Source organism: Rhodanobacter sp. UC4452_H20, assembly GCF_052978205.1.
In genome coordinates, this window is the sequence record NZ_CM129662.1 from 1,591,034 (window position 1) to 1,610,571 (window position 19,538).

Sequence of the window (19,538 nt, forward strand, 5' to 3'; positions counted from 1 at the left end):
CGCGCTCGCGCACGATGCTCTCCGTCGCGCCGACGAAAAGCGCGCCAGCCGCTCCCACCGAAACAGGACACCACCATGCCCGACTACCAGCCCACCGCTGCGTGGGCCGCCGCCCGCGATGCCGCCGATCCGCTGCGCGCGTTCCGAGACGAGTTCCTGATCCCGCCGCACGAAGGCCGCGACAGCGCCTATTTCTGCGGCAACTCGCTCGGCCTGCAGCCGCGCGCCGTGCGCGAGGCGGTCAACGCGGAGCTGGACTACTGGGGCGAGCTGGGCGTGGAAGGCCACTTCAAGGGTCGCCTGCCGTGGATGGACTACCACGAGTTCGTGCGCGACGACCTCGCCGCCGTGGTCGGTGCGCTGCCCACCGAAGTAGTGGCCATGAATACCCTGGGCGTGAACCTGCACCTGATGATGGTGAGTTTCTACCGCCCCACCGCCGAACGCCCGGCGATCCTGATCGAGGCCGGCGCCTTCCCCACCGATCGCTACGCGGTGGAATCGCAGATCCGCTTCCACGGTTTTGATCCCTCCACGGCATTGATCGAACTGGAAGCCGACGAGCCGAACGGCATTGTTTCCACCGCCGCCATCGAACGCGTGCTGGCCGAACACGGCTCGCGCATCGCCCTGGTGATGCTGCCCGGCGTGCAGTACCGCACCGGCCAGGCGTTCGACCTCAAGGCCATCACCGCGCTGGCGCATCGGCACGGCTGCACCGTGGGCTTCGACCTCGCCCACGCCGTCGGCAACCTGCCGCTGCAACTGCACGACAGCGGCGCCGACTTCGCGATCTGGTGCAGCTACAAATACCTGAACAGCGGACCCGGTGCCGTCGGCGGCGCCTTCGTGCACGAGCGCCACGCCAAGGCCGTGTTGCCGCGTTTCGCCGGCTGGTGGGGCCACGACAAGACCACGCGCTTCCAGATGGGCCCCCGGTTCGTGCCCACGCCCGGCGCCGACGGCTGGCAGCTCTCCAACCCGCCGATCCTGGCGCTGGCCCCCCTGCGCGTGTCGCTGGAAATTTTCCGCCGCGCCGGCATGGATGCTCTGCGCCAAAAATCGTTGGCGCTCACCGGCTACCTCGAATGGCTGGTGCAGACGCAACTGGCCGACGTACTGCAGGTCGTCACCCCCGCGGACCCCGAACGCCGCGGCGCCCAACTCTCCATCCGCGTGATCGACGGCCGCGAACGCGGCCGCGCACTGTTCGATTATCTGATGGCCCACGGCGTCATCGGCGACTGGCGCGAACCCGACGTGATCCGCATCTCGCCCGCGCCGCTGTACAACCGCTTCGCGGATTGCGTGGCGTTTGCGGAGGCGGCACGCGAGTGGAGTCGCGGCGGCTGACCCGACCGCTACCGGATGATTGCCGGTCCCGACGCGATCCGGCGACCCAGGCGCATGTCGCACCGCAAGCCCCCATTGGCCCGCTGGCCAGACCGCGCCCGAAAATCCGGCGCCCCACCACACGAAAACCCGGCACTTTCGTCCCCGTTACACCCCCACTCCCGAGGGTGTAACTCATACACCCTCAAATGTGCCGGATAACACCGAGCCGCAAACCCCGTACCCGCCCCCACACCGCGGCGCAACCGGATGATCCGTCGCAGAAATCCCCCGCTTGAACGATGGAAAGTGGAGCCGCATACTCCGAGCAACACCCCATTTTTGGGGTCTACTTAGCGTTAGGCCTCATGCACGATAGATTCGTACTTGCGTCAATTGCTCTCGTAGCCCTTTGGCTACTATGGCTATGGCTGGCAGTCGCGCTCTACCAAAAAGTGGATTCACGCTTTTCTGGCCTGCTGCCTGCCCTTCATAGCCGGCTTCAACCAGTTACTGATTGGACTTCATCATGGGCGTTGCTCAAATTTATTTGCAAAGCCCGGCCGAGCCTCATCGATGATCCTTCAATTCTCAAAGCTGTTTCGGTTGTTCGCTGGCTTGCTGTTCCAGTACTGTTCCTGTGGGCCTACGTTTTGTACTTCCAGTTGCAACACCCGGCCTAACCAATCGTTCAAGGCGGACGGCTTCGCCGCCGCTTAACTCCAGCGTTAGGTTGCTTGTCCAACACTGCTAGGCGTCGAATGGATCCACTCGATCAATCATTGCTCATGGACCTTGTGCTCGCTATCAAGGATGGCGAGGAGGAGCGCGTGCATCAGCTACTTACACTCGGTGTTCCACCCGATCGTATCGACAAGTCTTCCGGCTGGAGCGCATTGCACGCTTCGGTTCTGTACAACACAGTATTTCTCCCAGCACTTCTACAGCGCACACTCAATCCAGACGCGCCTACGGTCCTTGGCGGCACAGCACTCTCATATGCCGTTCACGAGCTTGGCGAGAACCCAAGCATTGAACGCCAGCGGCAACTTCACGACGCAATAGGCTTGCTTCGACGCTCAGGCGCAAATCCCAAGTTCGGCGGCCCAGATCAGAGTGCTCTTGAGCTTTCTCGTCTTTACAGAATGCCGGATGTAGAGCAACTTCTTTTGCAAAGCGTGGGTGGCGCAACCTAACTATGCGTCCAAGCGGACGCGCGAAAAGCCGCGCGCCGCTTAACTCCAGCGTTAGGTGTCAAGACAAACATGGTCGAGTGTCCCTACTGTCACAAGCAAGCTATGTCCCAGCTCCGGAAGTCGTGTTTGGGACCCATCCTTACGGCTTCTTGCCGGTCTTGCCACAAGCCAGTCTCTGTACATCCGGCAGCCATGCTTGCTGTAACCCCGTTTCTGTTTAGCATCGTCCTTGCAGGGCTCGTCGTGTCTCAGGGCTGGTGGCTTACCGCCACTTCATTATTTGTCGGTGCTGCATGCATGTTCGCAATTCATGCGTTTCTCGTCCCACTGGTGCCGCGCGGCACCTAACCAGTCATTCAAGCGGACGGCTTCGCCGCCGCTTAATTCCAGCGTTAGGCGGCAGAGCAATTTTCCGGTTTGCGCTGGGCCTCGTGCTCCGCTCGCGCATCTGCGCTTCGTTGTCCATCGGGTTGGCCTGCGTTCCAATTTCACCGGCGCTGGGCTCGTCCTTCGCAGGTCGCGCGCGCAGCCAAGCTTTCGTTCTTCCAGGCAGCTCAGGCGCGCGATCTCCAGCTACGTTAGGTTTACCGCAAGCGGTTCGGGCGCGGCGCGCAGGCCCTCACCTCTTCGGTCGTTGTGGCGCCTTTTGGGTGGCGCTATCGTTCTTGCCAGCGGCGGCGCAACGTGGCGCCGTCTAACCAGTCATCCAAGCGGACGGCTTCGCCGCCGCTTAATTCCAGCGTTAGGCCTGCATGTGCAAATGAGCCTTATAGTCCCAGCAATTTTTTTGCTCGCTTTGGCGGTCATTCTGCCGTTGTATGCGATGTACTTCATTTCGCTTCATCGCTTCGGAAAGGAGTTCAGGCAATTTCATCCTGGCCTCTACGAGAAATTGCTCGCGACAGGTCGTCCTTCGCTGTCTCCTGTCAACGGTAACTATCGGGCCTTCCAAGCCATCCAGTCTGGCAAAGTTTCAGTTGAAGCATTGAACCCTCTTGTGCTTTCTTCGTACCGACTCGCACGCAAAAGACTGCTGCTTGGCCTTTCGTGCTTCATGGTGTTGTTGTTTTCCGGCCTTGCTATAAGCCTCAACAAATAGGCTGTAAGGTAGGGCCTAACCAGTCATTCGAGGCGGACGGCTGCGCCGCCGCTCAATTCCAGCGTTAGCGCCCATGTCCGCGACACTTCTAATTTTGTGGTTTACAGGGCTTCTCGCAGTCACCTTCGTTCCGCCTTTCTGGGTGCCACAGAGCAAGCGGAAGTCTTTGCGTGAAATGCTGTCGTCAGCCTACTTCGGCATCAGCGTTGCAATTCTCCTCGTCGGTTACACCACACATGCGATCTCTGTTGGCGAAGTCTCATTCGGCAAACATCAGGGGCATGTTTACAGCCTCGCTACCCAGCCAGAGCTATTCTTCATCATGCTAGCGCTCAATCTGGTGCTGTTCTTCTGTGGCTTAGCCTTCTGCTGGGGTGTGTTCAAAAAAAACCTCGCCCTGTATGTTGGGCGCTAACCACTCGTTCAAGGCGGACGGCTTCGCCGCCGCTTAACTCAAGCGTTAGCTTTTAAAGCATGACTGACATCGCCATGTCCAATCACAAGGTTCGTCGTGCGGAGCTTGCCGACGCTACTGAAATCGCCGCGTGTCTTTCTGCTCTTGGTTACGGCACCTCGGCCAGTCTCGTTACCGAACGACTTGCCTCATTTTCCAAGAGCCACGTGGACGCTGTATTCGTCACTTCGGTTGCCGGTCATGTACCGTTGCTGGGTGTTGTTAGCGTGCATTTGCTGCCTCTCTTTCATGCTCCAGGTCTACTAGGTCGCATCACCTCACTTGCAGTTAGTCCTGAGGCCCGCAGCAAAGGTGTAGGCAAAGCACTCGTTGCGGCAGCTGAGGAGTGGGCGTGGAGCGAGGGTGCTCAGCGCATGGAGGTTACGAGCGGCGATCACCGTCTCGCTGCGCATGCGTTCTACCAAGCAGTCGGGTATTCGCTAGACGAGCGCCGCTTCATCAAGCATGCTGCCAAAGCAAGCTAACAGTTCGTTCAAGGCGGACGGCTACGCCGCCGCTTAACTCTAGCGTTAGAGCGCTCCGAAATGTCTCAGGCGACAAAAATTTTCCTTCCCATCGCCAGCTTCCTCCCGCTGCTATTGGGCCAGATCTTTGCCTTTCTACTGCTCTCCAATCCAGTGGGCGGTCACCCTTGGCTCGAGGACAACGTGGGTTATCTAGTACTTTCCCTCGTTGCTTTTCAGTTCGCAATTGCCGCTTTCTTCATTTGGCATCTTCGGAACCGTTCAACTGTCCCACCGGGGCAACGCATTAGTTGGGTGCTCCAGTTCCTCTTCTTGCCACTTGGCCTGGTTGGTTACTGGTATAAGCACATTTGGCAGGTCGATGGGCACGCGCTCTAACATGTCATTCGAGGCGGACGGCTACGCCGCCGCTCAATTCCAGCGTTAGGCGGCAAGAGCTTCATGCTTTTTGTCGTCGTGTCGCGCGCGGCATGTTTCGCGGTGTCGCTTCGGCTGGCGGCGTTCGGTGGTGCGGGCTGGCCTGCGCGGTGGGTTTTCGTGCGCTAGGTGGTTGGCGGCGGCATGCGCGCGGGGGTGTGTTTCGTTGCGTCGTTCATCGCGGCGCGCGCGGCTTCCCGTGATGTGGTGCATGTCGGCAGGCGGGTTGTTCATCGTGCGCAGGCCACAACGGCGGCGGCGTTGTCTGGCTTTCCAAGCAGCGCTATGGTGCTGTTCACCGGCGGTGCAAGGTGTGGCCGTCTAACAGTTCATCCAAGCGGACGGCTTCGCCGCCGCTTAATTCAAGCGTTAGGCGGCAATGGAGAGAACATGGAGTCGTTGAAGAGAATCGAAGGCCTGGCAGCCGCGCGGCGCAGCTCATTCATCGGCCAAGCCGGTGTCCTGTCTGACCTGCGCTCTATGTCCCCGGAAGACGCTATCGCTTGGCTAGAGAGCCACCTCGCTTCACCGATCGCCAAAGATTGGGGGCAGCTGCTCCATGCACTTGGTGCAAGCGGCGCAGTCCTTCGTCGCTGGTTCGAGCTGGGCAAAGAGCATGCACTGGCTGCCGCAGATGCTGCTGTTGCGTACGCGGAATCGGGAAATGCCCACGTTGCCCTGAGTGCTCTGCCCGCACTGCGGGCCGCTGCTGAAGCCCACAATGTTCCGCGGCTAAACGCCGCGCTGGCAGCTTTGGAACAAGCGGCAGAGATCACTCCTGAGCCCGCCTTGGATGCGGATCTGCGCCGGGCCGAAGCGATCCTTTCGGGTGGCCAAGGCTTGGCGCCCGCTGCGCGGGCCGCAGTTGCTAGCGCGCCCGACCACTCCGCAAAGTGGCACGCGCTCTTTCACGCCATGGATCGCATCTACTGTGTTGCGGTGCTTGATTGGAAGTGCCCGCCGCAAGAGCAACTCGCAGCCCTGCAGAGCCTTCCAGTTTGGGCCGCGCACGGGGGCAACAGCGGGCTGGAAGTGGCTTCCGCAGAGTTCGGAAGCGACGAAATTTTGCTAATCGCCCTCCCAGCCGCGCAAGTCCGAGAGGTCGCTGAGCTAGCGGCACCAGCACGCGTTGCACAGCATCGGGTTGCCGCCTAACAATTCGTCCAAGCCGACGCCGCTTCGCGGCGCGGCTTAACTCAGGTGTTAGGCTTTGCACATGGATCACGTGAAGATCGGGGGAGCAGAAATCGCCATACCAGCCTTAGGGCAATGGCGTGAAGCAATCGCTTCAGGGCAGCTCAGTGGCTCGCCTCTGGTTTCACCTGAGGGCATTTCGTCTTGGCTTGATCGCTACAGTCATGTGTCATGTGCGGTCCTCGGAGCTTCGTGGCATCACGGCAAATGGTGGTCTATTCCTCTTCTGCGACTTAACGACATTCATTATCCCGTCCACTTCGAAGACGTGATCTGCAACCATTGCAAAAAGCGGTGCGGCTTGTCGGCATGTCCAGACACTACGTCGCTCTGGTGGCCGGGCAGCACATTAGCGGACGCTTGGGCACTCTTCAAAGACCTACCCATTCTTCATTGTCCACACTGTCAAAGCACTCTCAGTCATCGGCAAACTATTTGGTTCGCGGCGCCTAACCACTCGTTCAAGGCGGACGCCTCCGGCGCCGCTTAACTCCAGCGTTAGAATCCACTGGGAAGTCACAGGTTTAGGGGGAGTCATGGGTAAAGCATGTACATTGCTGGCGCTTGTTGCGCTGTGCTTAACAGGTTGCGCGCCGCTGCAAGTTAATCTGTCCAGCTCCGAATACCAACCGACGCCAAGCACTTCGAACACACCGAAGCGGGTCGCCAGCGTAACGGTCATAAATCGCGCAGCCGACGCCGAGCTACAAAATCATCCGTTCAGTGACTCCCTCATCCCTATAAAAACAGCAGTTTCACCGCAATCAACAGTCGAGTCAGACATTAAGCTGCTACTCGCAGAGACATTAAGCATCGGAGGCACCGAAGATAAATCAGTGTTTGTCACCATCAGAAAAGCCGATGCTTATTGGACAATGGGCGTAGCCGACCGAATACCATTTGTTGGCTTAGCAACTGCGACGCGTGATAGGGACTTTGTTATGCATGTTGTGCTGTCCCTCGAAGTTCGTAAAGACGGTGCCGTGGTTGCAAGCTACCCAGTGGATCGCGAGATGAAAATTGTCGGTAAGGCAACTACTCGTGACGCCATATCGGAGTCGTATCAGCACCTCATTGCAACGTATCGAGCAGATGTCCTTGGCGACATACAGCGTAATTTCATTGACAAGTCACTGTAGTATCCAAGCTGGACTCGACGGAGGTGGTTTCTAACTACTCGTCCAAGCGGACGCGCGAAAAGCCGCGCGCCGCTTAACTCAAGCGTTAGGCAGGGAGACAGGAATGTCCCAGATTTTTGTGGGTGCGGCGCTTGCAGTTTTTGTCGCCGTTTGGCTCACAGCTCTCATCACCTTGCTCGCGTGTGTCGTCTACGCCATCAAGACCGTTCGCTGCGCTCGTCCGGGCATCAAGCTCTGGGGTCGCGACACGCTATGGAATCCTGCCAACGTACTACTTAGCTCCGACATGCTCACTGAGGAGGGGCTGCGGTATCGTCGCAAATGTTTTATATCACTGGGCATCTTCGTAGTGTGCGTTGGCGGTACGCTGCTGCTTGCAGCAATCACAGGGCAGCTCAGGTGAGCTACAGGCTGCCTAACAGTTCGTTCAAGGCGGACGGCTTCGCCGCCGCTTAACTCAAGCGTTGAGGTTGTAGAAAAAGTCGGTTTGCCAAGTTGATCGCGGCGGCGCCGAAAATCGCCCTCACAGGAGGCGCTAGAATCGACGCGCAGCACCTTGGGAGGGGTCGAAGTACCCCCGGAAATCGGCAAATTTCTTGACCAAGGACTTTTTCTACAACCTCGTTAGGCACCAATTCAGGGCGGGATTCCATGAATCATAAATTTATAAGCACGTTCATCTCGGCCACTTGCCGCGTAGTCTTCGTAACGAGCGTGGTGCTTATTCTGGCCTCGTGCGCAACTGAGCCAAAGCAAGCGATCAACAAGCCGAGCAGCCAAGACATTGATTACGCGCTCTCGAATGCTATGAACTGCATCAAAGCAGCTATTCCACAATTTGACGACGGGGTATCTAGTGCTGAGACAGTTGGGCACGCAGCTGTCGGGAGCTGCACTTCTGAGATTGATGCCTATACGGAGCTTAATCTTCGTGGCACACCAATAAGTACGTCTGACTATCCAGAAATGTCTGAAAAGATTAAGACTATTTTTTCGAACGTTACCGTTCAATTGGTGTTGAAGCGACGCGTGAACAGCGCAGGATCGTAATATCGCCATTGGCGTAATGCCTAACAATTCGTCCAAGCGGAAGAAGCGCCACCTCGTCAGACGGACAGTTCACCGAGGCGCGGGAGCGGAAATTCCTGGCGTTGATCCCACTGTCCGTGAGGTAGAATCCGCCGCGCAAGGGGGGCGACATGCCGGTTTTGCGTCCAATCACCGAAGCCGAGTTCGCAGCCTGGCGTGACGCCGTGATTCCTGGCTATGCGCAAGAGAAAGTGAGGTCGGGCGACTGGCCTCCGGAGAACGCGGTTGACCGCGCGCGCACGCAGCTTGACGAGCTTTTGCCCCAGGGAGCGGCGACGCGCGACAACTGCCTTTTCACCATAACCGGACCCGTCGACGAGCCGGTGGGGACCCTCTGGTTCGCGGTGAAGGAGCGAGGCGGACGTCGGGTAGCCTACATCTACGATGTCGTCATCGCTCCGCAATATCGTCGCCAAGGCCACGCGGCACGTGCATTCGCCGCGCTCGAGCAGAAAGTCGCCCATCTTGGCCTGGAGGGAATCGCCCTTCACGTCTTCGGCCATAACCAGGCGGCCCATTCGCTGTATGTCAAGCTCGGCTTCGTGGAAACGGACATCACCATGTTCAAGCCGATCGACGCCGCGTAAGTTTCCTCGTCAGGCAGATGCGGCGAGAGCGGATCGAGGTTCGGGTCAATCGCCGTTGGCCACCCCCGCTATCACCGGCAACAGCACGGCGCTGCGCCCATCGCCCCCGTGCTCGATCGTCACCGTGGCCTTGCGGTAGTCGGATGGCTTGGCGAAGAGGATGTTGGGCACGTAGCTCTGCGGGTTGCGGTCGTAGAGCGGGAACAGGCTGGACTGGATCTGCACCATGATCCGGTGGCCGGGCTTGAACTCGTAGTTCACGGTCGGCAGGCGGAACTTGTATTCCTGCACCTGGTTCGGCGGGATCGGCGACGGGTCGGCAAAGCTCCTGCGATAGCGGCCGCGGAAGATGTCCAGCGAGACCGGCAGCTCGTAGCCGCCCATCGCGGGATCGGTCGGATCGGTGCCGGGGTAGACGTCGATCAGCTTGACCACGAAGTCGCCGTCGGTGCCGGTGGTGCTGGCGAAGATGTCGGCGACCGGCGCGCCCTGGACCTTCACGGTGCGGGTCAGCACCGGCGTGACGTAGGTGAGCACGTCGGGCCGGGTTTCGGCGAAGCGCTGGTCGTGGACCAGCCAGGTGCGCCAGCGGTCGTTTTTCTGCGGGATCGGGCGCGGCAGGTAAGGCACGGGCTTGGCCGGGTCGGAGACGTAGCTGTCGCTGCCGCCGGTCGGCTGCTGGAAGCCGAGGCCCATGTCTGCCTGCAGGTAGAGCGGGGTGAGCGACTGCTCGCTGGCCGGCTTCCAGTTCGCGAAACTGTCCCAGTGTTGCCCGACCGCGTTGTAGATCATGGCTTCTGGCAGCGGCTTGGGCAGCGGGGTGCCACGCAGGTAGTGGTTGAACCAGGGGATCATCACGTTCTGGCGGAACTGCGCGGTGGTGTCGCCCGGCCATTTGAGCGGCCCCATGTTCCAGCCGGCGCGGTTGATCTGGCTGTGCCACCACGGCCCAATGACAAGGTGGTTGTTGGCGCCGTGCCCGGCCCTCTTGAGCGCCTCCCAGGCATGCACGGCGCCGTAGATGTCCTCCTGGTCCCACAGGCCCTGCAGCCACATCGTGGGCACGCTGGAAGGATGCGCGACGAGCAGCCTGTCGAGTGCCTGCAACTGCCAGAAGGCGTCATAGGCCGGGTGGGCGGAGAAGCGATTCCACCAGGGCAATTGCCTGAAGCCGTTGGCCTCGGCGTAGGCACCGGCCGAGCCCGCATCGAGGAAATTGGTGTAGTCGTCGTAGCTTTCTCGCGGGATGTTTTTCCCCTCGCCCCGCTTGCTCATCTGGCCGCTGAAGTAGTCGAGGTTCACCTGGCGCAGGGCGCCGTAGTGGTACCAGTCGTCACCCATCCAGCCATCGATCATCGGGCTTTCCGGCGCCGCGACCTTCAGCGCGGGATGCGGGTGGAGCAGCGCCATCGCGACCGTCCAGCCGTCGTAGGACGAGCCGATCATGCCGACCTTGCCGTTCGATTCCTTCGTGTTCTTCACCAGCCAGTCGATCGTGTCCCAGGCATCGGTGGTGTCGTCGGTGGTGGTCGGGTTCAGCGGCCCCATCGGCGGGCGCGTCATGACATAGTTGCCTTCCGATCCGTACTTGCCGCGCACGTCCTGCCAGACCAGGATGGTGCTGCCGTCGGCCCAGTCCTTGTCGCCCGACCACACCGCGTCGGCCATGTGCGGGCTGTTGCCGGTCACGAAGCTGTCGGTGTTGTACGGCGTGCGCTCAAGCAGGATCGGCAGGTCGTGCGCGCCCTTCGGGATCAGGATCACGGTGTGCAGCCTCACGCCGTCGCGCATCGGGATCATCATGTCGCGCTTGATGTAGTCGAAGTTGCCGTGCGGCTGCTTCCAGTCGGGCGGGATGTCGGACCCGGTCTGGATCATGTCGGGCGTGACCTTCGCCGAAGCCTGGCCCGCCGGAGGCATCGCGAACGCGGCGGCTGACAAGAGGCAGACAAGCGAAACGAGTGCCGCGCCCAGCGTGGTCTTCTTCATGTCCAGGGTCCCCCGTGATGATGGTCGTGTCCGCAAATCTGCCGCGGACGGCGGATTCAACTCCGAAGTGCAGCGCGCTTGAACGACCGCTCGAACACTTCTTGCGGCGTGCGAAAGCCTAGCCGCTTCCGCGGGCGGTTGCCGGGTTTGTCTTCGATGTGCTGGATGAAGGCGTCGTCGAAGGTGGCCCGGTTGCAGCCTTTGGGCAAGCACTGACGGATCACGTTCGTGTTTTCGCCGGCACCTCGCCCCCCACGAATGGTACGGGCTATCGGGTCAAGTACGTGTGCTTCGCCTGGCCCGTGCCCGCGGCTATAGTGCTCGCGGGGACCTCCCCCTGTTGCTCTCCAGCGCGCCGCGGCCGCACGGCCGGCGGCGTCGCGGCAGGGCTGCGCTCTCCTTTCCGACGGTTGCGTGCGAGGCCTCGCGCCACCGACCCATTCACAACCTCAAGCGAGATCACAAGGATGAGGAATCGACGTACTGCCACCCTGCTGGCGCCGGCGCTGTTCACGCTCATGGCCGTTGCGCCGCGACCGGCCTCGGCCGGCGTATACACCGACGACCTTTCGAAGTGCCTGGTATCGCGCACGACGTCCGAGCAGAAGGCCGTGCTGGTCAACTGGATGTTCTCCGCCATGTCACTCAACCCGGCGGTCTCGCGCTACGTGTCCATCCCCGCGGCGCAGCGCAAGCAGTTCAACATCGACATGGCGCAGCTGTTCGAGACGCTGCTGACGGTGACTTGCAAGAAGGAGATGCAGGCCGCCGTCAAGTACGAGGGGAGCGGCGCCGTGGGCGCGGCCTTCAACATGCTCGGACAGGTGGCCGGCAGGGAGTTGTTCTCGAACCCCGAGGTTGCCAAGGGCATGGCCGACCTCGAACAGTACATGGACCAGGACAAGCTCAAGGCGGTGATGTCGGCCGCGGAGTGACCCCATGCCGAGGCACCGTGCACCCCTGAAGACCGCGGCGCGATGCTGCGGTTTTCCCGCCGCGGAGCCTCCCATGAAGAACGACGCGCCACGCGGCCCCGGCCTGCATGAGCCAGGCGAGCTGATGGGGCCGCGCCAGCAAGAACATCACGCTGGGTCGCACGCACCCGACGCTGCCGGTTCCGGTGAGCGCTGAAGCCACCGGCGACGCGCCGGGTTGAAAAAGGAAACGGAGGCCTGTGCCTCCGTTTCTGCATCGATTCCGTGGAAAGCCTTCAGTGCAATGAGGCCAGCTTCACGTTCTTCGCCTTCAGCGCCTGGGCGACGTCGTACATCGCCTGGTTGAGGATCTTGTGGGTGTTCTCGTCGGCTCCATGGCCGTACTTGGCGTCGATGTCCTGCATCACCTTGACGTGGATGTCGTGCGAGAGTGCCTTGTCGAACAGCAGGCCGGACCACCAGCTGCCGTCGGCAGCCGTGCCGGCGCTGACCAGGGTGCCGGCGAGCTTGGCGCCCTTGAGGTCGGCCGGCGCCGCAGGCAACGTCACGCCGGCTTCGGTGGCGCGCTTGAGGCCGTCGTTGACGGCGAAGGTCATGCCGTTGATGAAGTTGGTCACGCTCTCATGGCCGTACTGCTTGGTGAGCTTGGCCACCTCCGCGTTGACGGTCTTTTCGCCCAGCATCGAGACCAGCGCCGTGGAGAAGCTGAAGTTGTCGGCGCCGCCACCGGCCTTAACCAGCGCGGCGGTCACATCAAGTGCCGGGGCGCCGAGGTAAGTCTCGCCGCCGAACCAGTTCATCGCCGACGCGTTCATCTGCGCCTGCGGTGCCGCGGCCGGGGCTTCGGCGGAAATCGCCACGCTGGCAAAGGCGATGCCGCCCAGGGCCAACGCTGCTGCCAATACGTTTTTGCGCATGTTCATGGTCATCACTCCTCTTGCATGGAAACGCGTCACGCCGTTCGTGGCGTGGCGTCATTCAGTTCGCGCATGTGCGCGAGAAAATCTCCGGCCGGGTACAGGCCGTCGAGCAGGCGGCGACTCTCGGCCGACAGCAGGCCTTCGAAACGTCCGGCCAGCTCGCTGCCCAGGATCGCCAGCGTGGCGCTTTGCTGGATGTAGGCCGCCGTCAGCGAAACCACCAGCGGTTGCTCGGTGAATATCGCCGTGATGCCGCTGCCGGTGAAATAGCCCAGCAGTGCCGCGTGATCGTCGCTGACCACCAGCAGCCAGCGCGCGCCGCCGGAAACCATGGCGCAGCGATGGAGGTCACCTACGCAGCCGCCGCATTCCACCTCGCAACCTTCCAGGCACAAGGTGGTGATGGCCACGCCGCGCTCTCGTGCGGCACGCAACGGCGCGGCCAGGTGCGCGGCCTCGGTGGGCTGCAGCGCGATGCGCAGGCTGGTCGCGCTGGCTTCGATCAGCTGTCCGGCGCGCTCCAGTACTTCGTCGTCGCGCAGGTTCAATACCATCGGCGGATGACGCTCGCGCGACAGCCGCGACAGCGCCTCGCGGGCATCGCCCACCGCCTTGCGCCGCTCGGCATCGATGTCGCGCAGGAGCTGTTTCGGCGCCGTGGCGACATAGGCCGCGCCGGCCGTGCGTTCGACCCGCACGGCCGCGCCGCGCGCGACCAGCTTGCCCGCCACCGCGTAGACGTTGGCGCGTGGAATGCCGCTGGCCTTGGCCAGCGCATAGCCGTTGAGCTCGCCGCCGGCGACCAGCGCTGCATAGGCGCGCGCCTCGTACTCGGTGAAGCCGAGCTGCTGCAGCGCGTGCAGGATATCGCTGCCTGGCTTGTTAGTAGTCATATGCATAGCAACTATACGCCGCAGCCGGTAGTGGTCAAGCCTTTCCGCCCCGCCGCAGGGCCGTCCGCCCGCCGCAAGGCAACCGGCGCGGGCCTGTACCATCACCGTGACGGGATGACCTGCCCGCCCGGCCAGCCGGCCCGATTTGCCGGCACAGGAATCGCCACTTGTCCCGTTATCACGGTCCGCTGCTGACCCGCCCGATCGCCGACGACCTGCTCGCCGCGCGCGATGCCGGCGCCGCCACCTGGACCGGTTCGCTCGACCTGGGCCTCAGCCACGACACGATTGCGTTGCTGGCCGACGGCTGGCGCTGGCGCGACACGCTCCATCCCTACCCCGGCAAGCTGAAGGAGCGCACGGTCTACTTTTTCGATGGCGATGACTTCGCGCCGGTGGCGCGCTTCGCCGGTTCGCTGATCAAGCTGGTGCCCACCGAGTGGGGCGTGCCCACGTTCGAAATCGACGGCATCAAGATGCTGCCCACGGCCAAGGCCTCGCCGCTCGCCGATGCGCAGCGCAAGGTGGCGCTGGTCGAACCGCGCGGCAAGGCGGTGCTCGATACCTGCGGCGGCCTTGGCTATTTCGCGGCGTGCTGCCTGGAGTCCGGCGTGGCGCGCGTCCAGTCGTTCGAGAAGAGCGCCGACGTGCTGTGGCTGCGCACGCTCAACCCGTGGTCGCCCGACCCGGCCGCCAGCGACGGTCGTCTGCAGATGGAGCACGCCGACGTGGCGCAGGCCATCGGGCAACTCGCCGATGCCTCGTTCGATGCGCTGCTGCACGATCCGCCGCGTTTCGGCATCGCCGGCGAGCTGTACTCGCAGGTGTTCTACGGGGAGCTGGCGCGGGTGTTGCGTCGCGGCGGGCGGCTGTTCCACTACACCGGCAGCCCGAACAAGCTGACCAGCGGACGCGACGTGCCGCGCGAGGTGGCGCGCCGGCTGGAGCAGGCGGGGTTCCGGGCGGAGCTGGCGCTGGACGGGGTGCTTGCCATACGGCGGTGAGCGGGTACGGCGGCGCTTCGACTCCGCCCGCTGCACGGGCTACGCTCAGCGCGAACGGTGGAGGGGTGAAGCGGGCGGTAGGGCGGGCACCGCCCGCCGTGGTCGTGCCACGAAAGGCCGGCGGGCGGTGCCCGCCCTACGCGTTGCTCGCGATGCGCGATGAGGATGCGGCGGCGTTTCGACGGCGCCCGCTGCACGGGCTGCCCTCAGCGGGAACGGTTGAGGGACGGGGGCGCGTCGGAGGATGCATCCGCGCCGCGCTGCACCGCCTTGATGAAGGCACGACGCGAGGCTACCAGCGCCTTCGAGGTCGCCTGCGGCCACGCACCCACCTGCACGATCACGAGTTGCCGCGCCGGATCGACGTAGACCATCTGGCCGAAGATGCCGATCGCGGCGTAGCTGCCGTCGGCATCGGTCCACCACAGGTAGCCGTAGCCGTGGCCGGGGCTGGCCAACTCCTGCTGCTTGCGCATGGCACCGTGCAGCCACGCGTCGGCGATCACCGGCTGGCCGTCGATGCGGCCGCCGTCGAGCATGAACTGGCCGATGCGCGCGTAGTCGGCCAGGGTGGCGGAGAGCCCGCTGCCGCCGGTGTCGCTGCCGTCGCATTCGTCCTTCAGCCAGTACGCGTCCGAGGTCATGCCGTACGGCTTCCAGATCGTCTGCGACAGATAGCCCGCCAGCGACTGGCCGGTGGCGCGCTGGACCAGGATGCCGAGCAGGTCGGTTTCGGCGGTGTTGTAGTTCCAGTGCGTGCCGGCGGGCCAGGCTCGCGGCAGCTTGGCCAGGTACGAGATCACGTGCGGCTGGCCGTTCTCGCAGGCGCTGCGGTACATCTGCGCCACGTCGGAACGCGGGTCGTCGTAATCCTCGTTCCAGCGCACGCCGGAGGTCATCGTCAGCAACTGCTGCACGGTGACCTTGGCGTAGGCGGTGCCGCGCAATTGCGGGATGTAGGTCTCCAGCGTGTCGTCCATGCCGTGGATGTCGCCGCGACGCAGCGCGATGCCGAGCAGGGTCGAGGTGACCGACTTGGCCACCGAGAACGACGTCCAGCGCTGCGCGGGTCCGAAGCCGGGTGCGTAGCGCTGAATACGGATGCGGCCATGCTGCAGCACCATCACGCCAGCCAGGTGGTGCTCGCTCATGTAGCCGGCCAGCGTGACGCCGGCGGCGTCCCAGCGCGGAACCAGCGGCTCACCCTCGGGCAAGGCGTGCACGTGGCTGCCGTGCGCCACGCGGTCAGCGGGAAACAGCTCGTACATGCGCGGAAACTGCGCCGTGCGCTGCGCCTGCGTCCAGAACAGCACGTCCTCGCGTTGCTGACCCACGCTGGGCGCATCTTTGGCCAACAGCGGCAGCGGCACAGCCAGGCACAGCACGAGGGAAAGCAGACGCAAGCCGAGGGTCGAACGCATGATGGTTCCGATGGTGGGGCGAACGCGATTGCGTCAGCCGGAGAATGGGCAAAGGCTGCATTCGCCGGTGCGACAGCCGTTCGATTCTAGTCGTCAGCCTCACGGGTCGTCATGCCTCAGGTCAGCGACATGACTCGCGTCGCTGGCATGGCGGTCGTGAAGAATGCACCGCCAGGTCGAATGCAGGACGACTCAAACCCGCCGGGGCCCCGCGGGAGCCCGCTCGCGGGCGATGCTCTTCACCTTGCGAATCCCGAATCCCGAATCCCTGACCCCCGCCCCAACAGCATCACCCGCCAGCAGGCTCGTGCAGGCCGGGCGTCGCTCATTGGACCGCGGGCGGCGTCGCCACCAGCTCGGCCACCACCGGGAAGTGATCGGAGGGATAGCGCGCACCTTCATGCGTGGTCACCGTGCTCACCGTGCGCGCCTTGAAGCCGCGGCTGAGAATCCAGTCGATGCGCCGGTCGGGCGTGCCGGTGAAGTTGTGGAACGTCCTTGCCGGGCCCGAGCGCGTGGCGGCTTCGATCCAGGCGTCATGCAAGCCGGCGGTCAGCTTCGCGTGCACCGGCGTGTCCGGCGCACAGTTGAAATCGCCGGTGAGGATGACCCGCGCATCGGCCGGCAGCTGGTCGATCCAGCGCAGGATTTCGGCGGCGCTGAGCATGCGCGGGCGCACGTCCTGGTCGCGGTAGGGGAAGTGCGTGTTGAGGTAGTCGAACGTGCCGCCGCCATCGCGCAGGCGGAACCGCGCCCAGGTGACCATGCGCGGATACGGCTGGCCCCAGGTGATGCTGCCGGGTACGTCCGGCGTGTCGGACAGCCAGAAATCGCCGGAGCGCAGCACCTCCAGCCGATCGGTGCGGTAGAACACGCCCATGTGCTCGCCCTTGCTGCCACCCTCGCGACCCTGGCCGAACCAGGCGTAGCCGGGCAGATGCGCGGCGAGGTATTCGCCCTGCTCCTCGGTCAGCTCCTGCGTGCCGAGCACGTCCGGGTGCTGCGCGCGGATCACCTGCACCATCAGCTCGCGCCGGTTCTCCCACGCGTTGGCACCCTGGTCCACCGGCACGCGCACGTTGAAGGTCATCACGCGCAGCGGTGTGGTGCCTGCCGATGCCGTGACCGACACCCCCACTGCCAGCGCGCAGGCGAACATCGCAATCCAGTGACGTGGGCTCATGGTTCTGTCCTCCAGATCTCTTGAAGCAAATCGGATGAGGTTCGATTGGGGTTGGATTCCTCGCTCCAGCCGAACCCTCACCCCAACCCATCTCCCAGAGGGAGAGGGGCTTTACACCCGCGCTCGCGGCTCTACTTCCGTGCCGCGATGATGTCGCCGAGGTAATCCGGCGTGCCCTCGATGCGCTGCAGGTGCGGATACTGCAGCCCGCCGTGGTAGTCCACCGCCACGGTGCGGAGGCTGCCTTGGTATTTCAGCAGCAGCTTGATCGGCGTCTGGTTGCCCTTGGCCGCGGTGATCGCGTCCTTGAGCACGTCGGTGCCGTACGCCTGCCCGTTCACCGCGACCACGGTGGCGCCGGTGCTCACGCCGGCCCTGAACGCCGGGCCGTCCCAGCGCACGTCGTTGATCTCGCCGCCCTTGGTGAGCGTCAGCCCGATCGACCAGGCGAAGTTGAAGATGTGCCGCGGCGATTCCGGGCGGCTCTCGTACTGCTTTTCATAGGCGCTGGGCTGGTCGGTGTAGACCAGCTTCCAGCCGGTAGCGGCCAGGCCGCTGGCCAGCGGGGGATCCAGCGTGTCCACGCGCGCGTGCAGGAAGCTCGCCCAGTCGTTCTTCGCCACGCCGTTCAGTGCCGCCACCACATCGTCGAAGGTATAGGTCCTGGTGACGAAGCTGCCGTCGTCGACGCCGAAGAAGGCACGGGCGAAATCATCCAGCGATTTGCGCCCGTGCGTGAGGCTGCGAATTTTTGCATCCACCGCCAGCCACATCATCTGGCCGCCGCTGTAGTACTCCTCGCTCATTTGCCAGCTGCGGTACGGCAGCGCCGCGCGCAGCGCAGCGGTGGGATCGTTGGTAGTGTCCTCCAGCGTGCGCCAGCCGAAGCCGACCCGGTTGCGGTCGTAATTGGCCGCGACCATCGCCAGCGCATCGCGGAACTGCTGCGCCGTCCACAGGCCGGAGCGCGCGGTCAGCACGAAGCCCCAGTACTGGGTCTGGCCCTCGTACACCCACAGCAGCGAATCGCCCATCGGCACGTTGAAGTTCGGTGTCCACAGATCCGCCGGACGGCGGAACTTGCCGTTCCACGAATGGGTGTACTCGTGCGCCAGCAGGTCGCGGTTGGGCGCGGTGTCGGACCAGGCGGTGAAGTAGTCCGCGTCCAGGCCGTTCTCGCTGGACTGGTGGTGCTCGGTGCCGTTGCCGGCCAGCACGTCCGACAGCGAGAACAGGAAGTCGTAGTGGTCGTAGTGCTGCGAGCCGAACAGCTTCACCGCCTGGGTCACCAGCGCGCGGTGCGCCTTCAGCTGCTGCGGGGTGATCTCCAGGTACTTCGGCGCATCCGCGACGATGTCCAGGTGCACCGGCACCTTGCTGTCCGGGGCAAGGTCCACGCGCTTGAAATAACGCCCCGCGTAGACCGGCGAATCCACCAGCGTGTTGAAGGTCACCGGCTTGAACGTGACGGTGTCGCCCTTGCGCGCCGAGGTTTCCAGCGCAGTGCCGAACTGCCAGCCCGGCGCCAGCGTGAGGCTGGGCGCGACCGTGATGCCGCGCGTGTAGTGCCCGGCCGGATACAGCGCGACCTTGCTCCACGCCATGTCCATCATGCGGTCGGTGATCTCGAAGCCGCCGCGGCGCGGCGACAGGTACTGGAACTGCACGTCCAGGCTGGACGCGCCTGCGGGCACGTCGAGGTGGAACGCGTAGACGTTGTACTTGTCGCGCTTCCACGCCACCGGCTTGCCGTCGGCGCGGAGCTTCAGTCCGGCCAGCATGTCGATCGGGCCGGTGGGCGAGTGGTCGCCGGGAATCCACTGCGGATACAGCAAGGTCAGCGCACCGGCCGTGACCGGAATCGTCTCCTGCACGCGGAAGATGCCCTGCGCCGTGTCGCTGGCATCGACATGCAGCGCGATCGTACCGGCGTACGGCGTGTCCTGCGGGTCCGGCACCTGCAGGCTGCGCTGTTGCTGCGCCAGCGCGGTGCCGGCAAACAGCGCCAGCGAAGTCGCCAGCATGCAAGTGCAAGCCAGCCGGCGCATGGCCGACGAGCGGGCGGAAGGACGAGCGGGCATGGGCGACTCCGTGATGCGGCGGGAAGTGCATCAAACTAGCACCACTGCCCTGGCGCATGGCAGCGTACCCCTGCCCGCAGGAACCTGCGGCCATGTACCGGCAGGTAGCACGCGACCTGC

General features: G+C 63.5%; 18 protein-coding genes. 12 read left to right on the forward strand and 6 right to left on the reverse strand.

Going from position 1 to position 19,538, the window contains the following annotated elements; translation table 11 throughout:
* The first annotated feature begins 75 nt into the window (after positions 1-75).
* From kynU to ACVCMC_RS07670, 10 genes are all read left to right on the forward strand, one after another.
* The gene (gene kynU / locus ACVCMC_RS07625) at positions 76-1,353 is read left to right on the forward strand and encodes a kynureninase (protein WP_447099255.1); all 1,278 of its coding nucleotides are present in this window, start codon (positions 76-78) and stop codon (positions 1,351-1,353) included.
* Positions 1,354-2,093: 740 nt separating this feature from the next.
* A complete protein-coding gene (locus ACVCMC_RS07630; protein WP_447099256.1) occupies positions 2,094-2,528 on the forward strand; it encodes a hypothetical protein in 435 nt (144 codons plus the stop codon).
* A gap of 760 nt (positions 2,529-3,288) precedes the next feature.
* A complete protein-coding gene (locus ACVCMC_RS07635) occupies positions 3,289-3,627 on the forward strand; it encodes a hypothetical protein (protein ID WP_447099257.1) in 339 nt (112 codons plus the stop codon).
* A 73-nt stretch (positions 3,628-3,700) separates the two neighbouring features.
* Positions 3,701-4,042 (forward strand): hypothetical protein, encoded by a 342-nt coding sequence (locus ACVCMC_RS07640; protein WP_447099258.1) that lies wholly within the window; start codon positions 3,701-3,703, stop codon positions 4,040-4,042.
* Between the two features lie 59 nt (positions 4,043-4,101).
* On the forward strand, positions 4,102-4,566 hold the full coding sequence (locus ACVCMC_RS07645) for a GNAT family N-acetyltransferase (RefSeq protein ID WP_447099259.1): 465 nt from the start codon (positions 4,102-4,104) through the stop codon (positions 4,564-4,566).
* A gap of 807 nt (positions 4,567-5,373) precedes the next feature.
* Positions 5,374-6,138 (forward strand): hypothetical protein, encoded by a 765-nt coding sequence (locus tag ACVCMC_RS07650; RefSeq protein ID WP_447099260.1) that lies wholly within the window; start codon positions 5,374-5,376, stop codon positions 6,136-6,138.
* A gap of 575 nt (positions 6,139-6,713) precedes the next feature.
* Positions 6,714-7,316, forward strand: coding sequence for a hypothetical protein (locus ACVCMC_RS07655; protein WP_447099261.1), 603 nt, complete (start codon positions 6,714-6,716; stop codon positions 7,314-7,316).
* Positions 7,317-7,419: 103 nt separating this feature from the next.
* Positions 7,420-7,719, forward strand: coding sequence for a hypothetical protein (locus ACVCMC_RS07660; protein ID WP_447099262.1), 300 nt, complete (start codon positions 7,420-7,422; stop codon positions 7,717-7,719).
* A gap of 248 nt (positions 7,720-7,967) precedes the next feature.
* Entirely contained in the window at positions 7,968-8,366 is a 399-nt protein-coding gene (locus tag ACVCMC_RS07665) for a hypothetical protein (RefSeq protein ID WP_447099263.1), read from the forward strand.
* Between the two features lie 149 nt (positions 8,367-8,515).
* Entirely contained in the window at positions 8,516-8,992 is a 477-nt protein-coding gene (locus ACVCMC_RS07670; protein ID WP_447099264.1) for a GNAT family N-acetyltransferase, read from the forward strand.
* A 45-nt stretch (positions 8,993-9,037) separates the two neighbouring features.
* Here ACVCMC_RS07670 and ACVCMC_RS07675 read toward each other — a convergent pair whose 3' ends face one another.
* Entirely contained in the window at positions 9,038-10,981 is a 1,944-nt protein-coding gene (locus tag ACVCMC_RS07675; protein ID WP_447099265.1) for a CocE/NonD family hydrolase, read from the reverse strand.
* 467 nt (positions 10,982-11,448) lie between these two features.
* Between ACVCMC_RS07675 and ACVCMC_RS07680 the strand changes: the two genes are divergently transcribed.
* Positions 11,449-11,916, forward strand: coding sequence for a hypothetical protein (locus ACVCMC_RS07680; RefSeq protein ID WP_447099266.1), 468 nt, complete (start codon positions 11,449-11,451; stop codon positions 11,914-11,916).
* Between the two features lie 275 nt (positions 11,917-12,191).
* Here ACVCMC_RS07680 and ACVCMC_RS07685 read toward each other — a convergent pair whose 3' ends face one another.
* A complete protein-coding gene (locus ACVCMC_RS07685; protein ID WP_395117454.1) occupies positions 12,192-12,839 on the reverse strand; it encodes a hypothetical protein in 648 nt (215 codons plus the stop codon).
* 29 nt (positions 12,840-12,868) lie between these two features.
* Complete coding sequence (locus ACVCMC_RS07690; RefSeq protein ID WP_447099267.1) at positions 12,869-13,729, reverse strand: TrmB family transcriptional regulator; 861 nt, start codon at positions 13,727-13,729, stop codon at positions 12,869-12,871.
* Between the two features lie 167 nt (positions 13,730-13,896).
* On the opposite strand from ACVCMC_RS07690, the gene ACVCMC_RS07695 reads away from it, so the two are divergent.
* Positions 13,897-14,733: a class I SAM-dependent methyltransferase gene (locus tag ACVCMC_RS07695; RefSeq protein ID WP_447099268.1), complete on the forward strand. Its 837-nt coding sequence runs from the start codon at positions 13,897-13,899 to the stop codon at positions 14,731-14,733.
* A gap of 206 nt (positions 14,734-14,939) precedes the next feature.
* On the opposite strand, the gene ACVCMC_RS07700 is transcribed toward ACVCMC_RS07695, so the two are convergent.
* From ACVCMC_RS07700 to ACVCMC_RS07710, 3 genes are all read right to left on the reverse strand, one after another.
* Entirely contained in the window at positions 14,940-16,154 is a 1,215-nt protein-coding gene (locus tag ACVCMC_RS07700; protein WP_447099269.1) for a serine hydrolase domain-containing protein, read from the reverse strand.
* A 325-nt stretch (positions 16,155-16,479) separates the two neighbouring features.
* Positions 16,480-17,337: an endonuclease/exonuclease/phosphatase family protein gene (locus ACVCMC_RS07705; RefSeq protein ID WP_447099270.1), complete on the reverse strand. Its 858-nt coding sequence runs from the start codon at positions 17,335-17,337 to the stop codon at positions 16,480-16,482.
* A gap of 131 nt (positions 17,338-17,468) precedes the next feature.
* Positions 17,469-19,385 (reverse strand): M61 family metallopeptidase, encoded by a 1,917-nt coding sequence (locus tag ACVCMC_RS07710; protein ID WP_447099472.1) that lies wholly within the window; start codon positions 19,383-19,385, stop codon positions 17,469-17,471.
* Between the last annotated feature and the right edge of the window lie 153 nt (positions 19,386-19,538).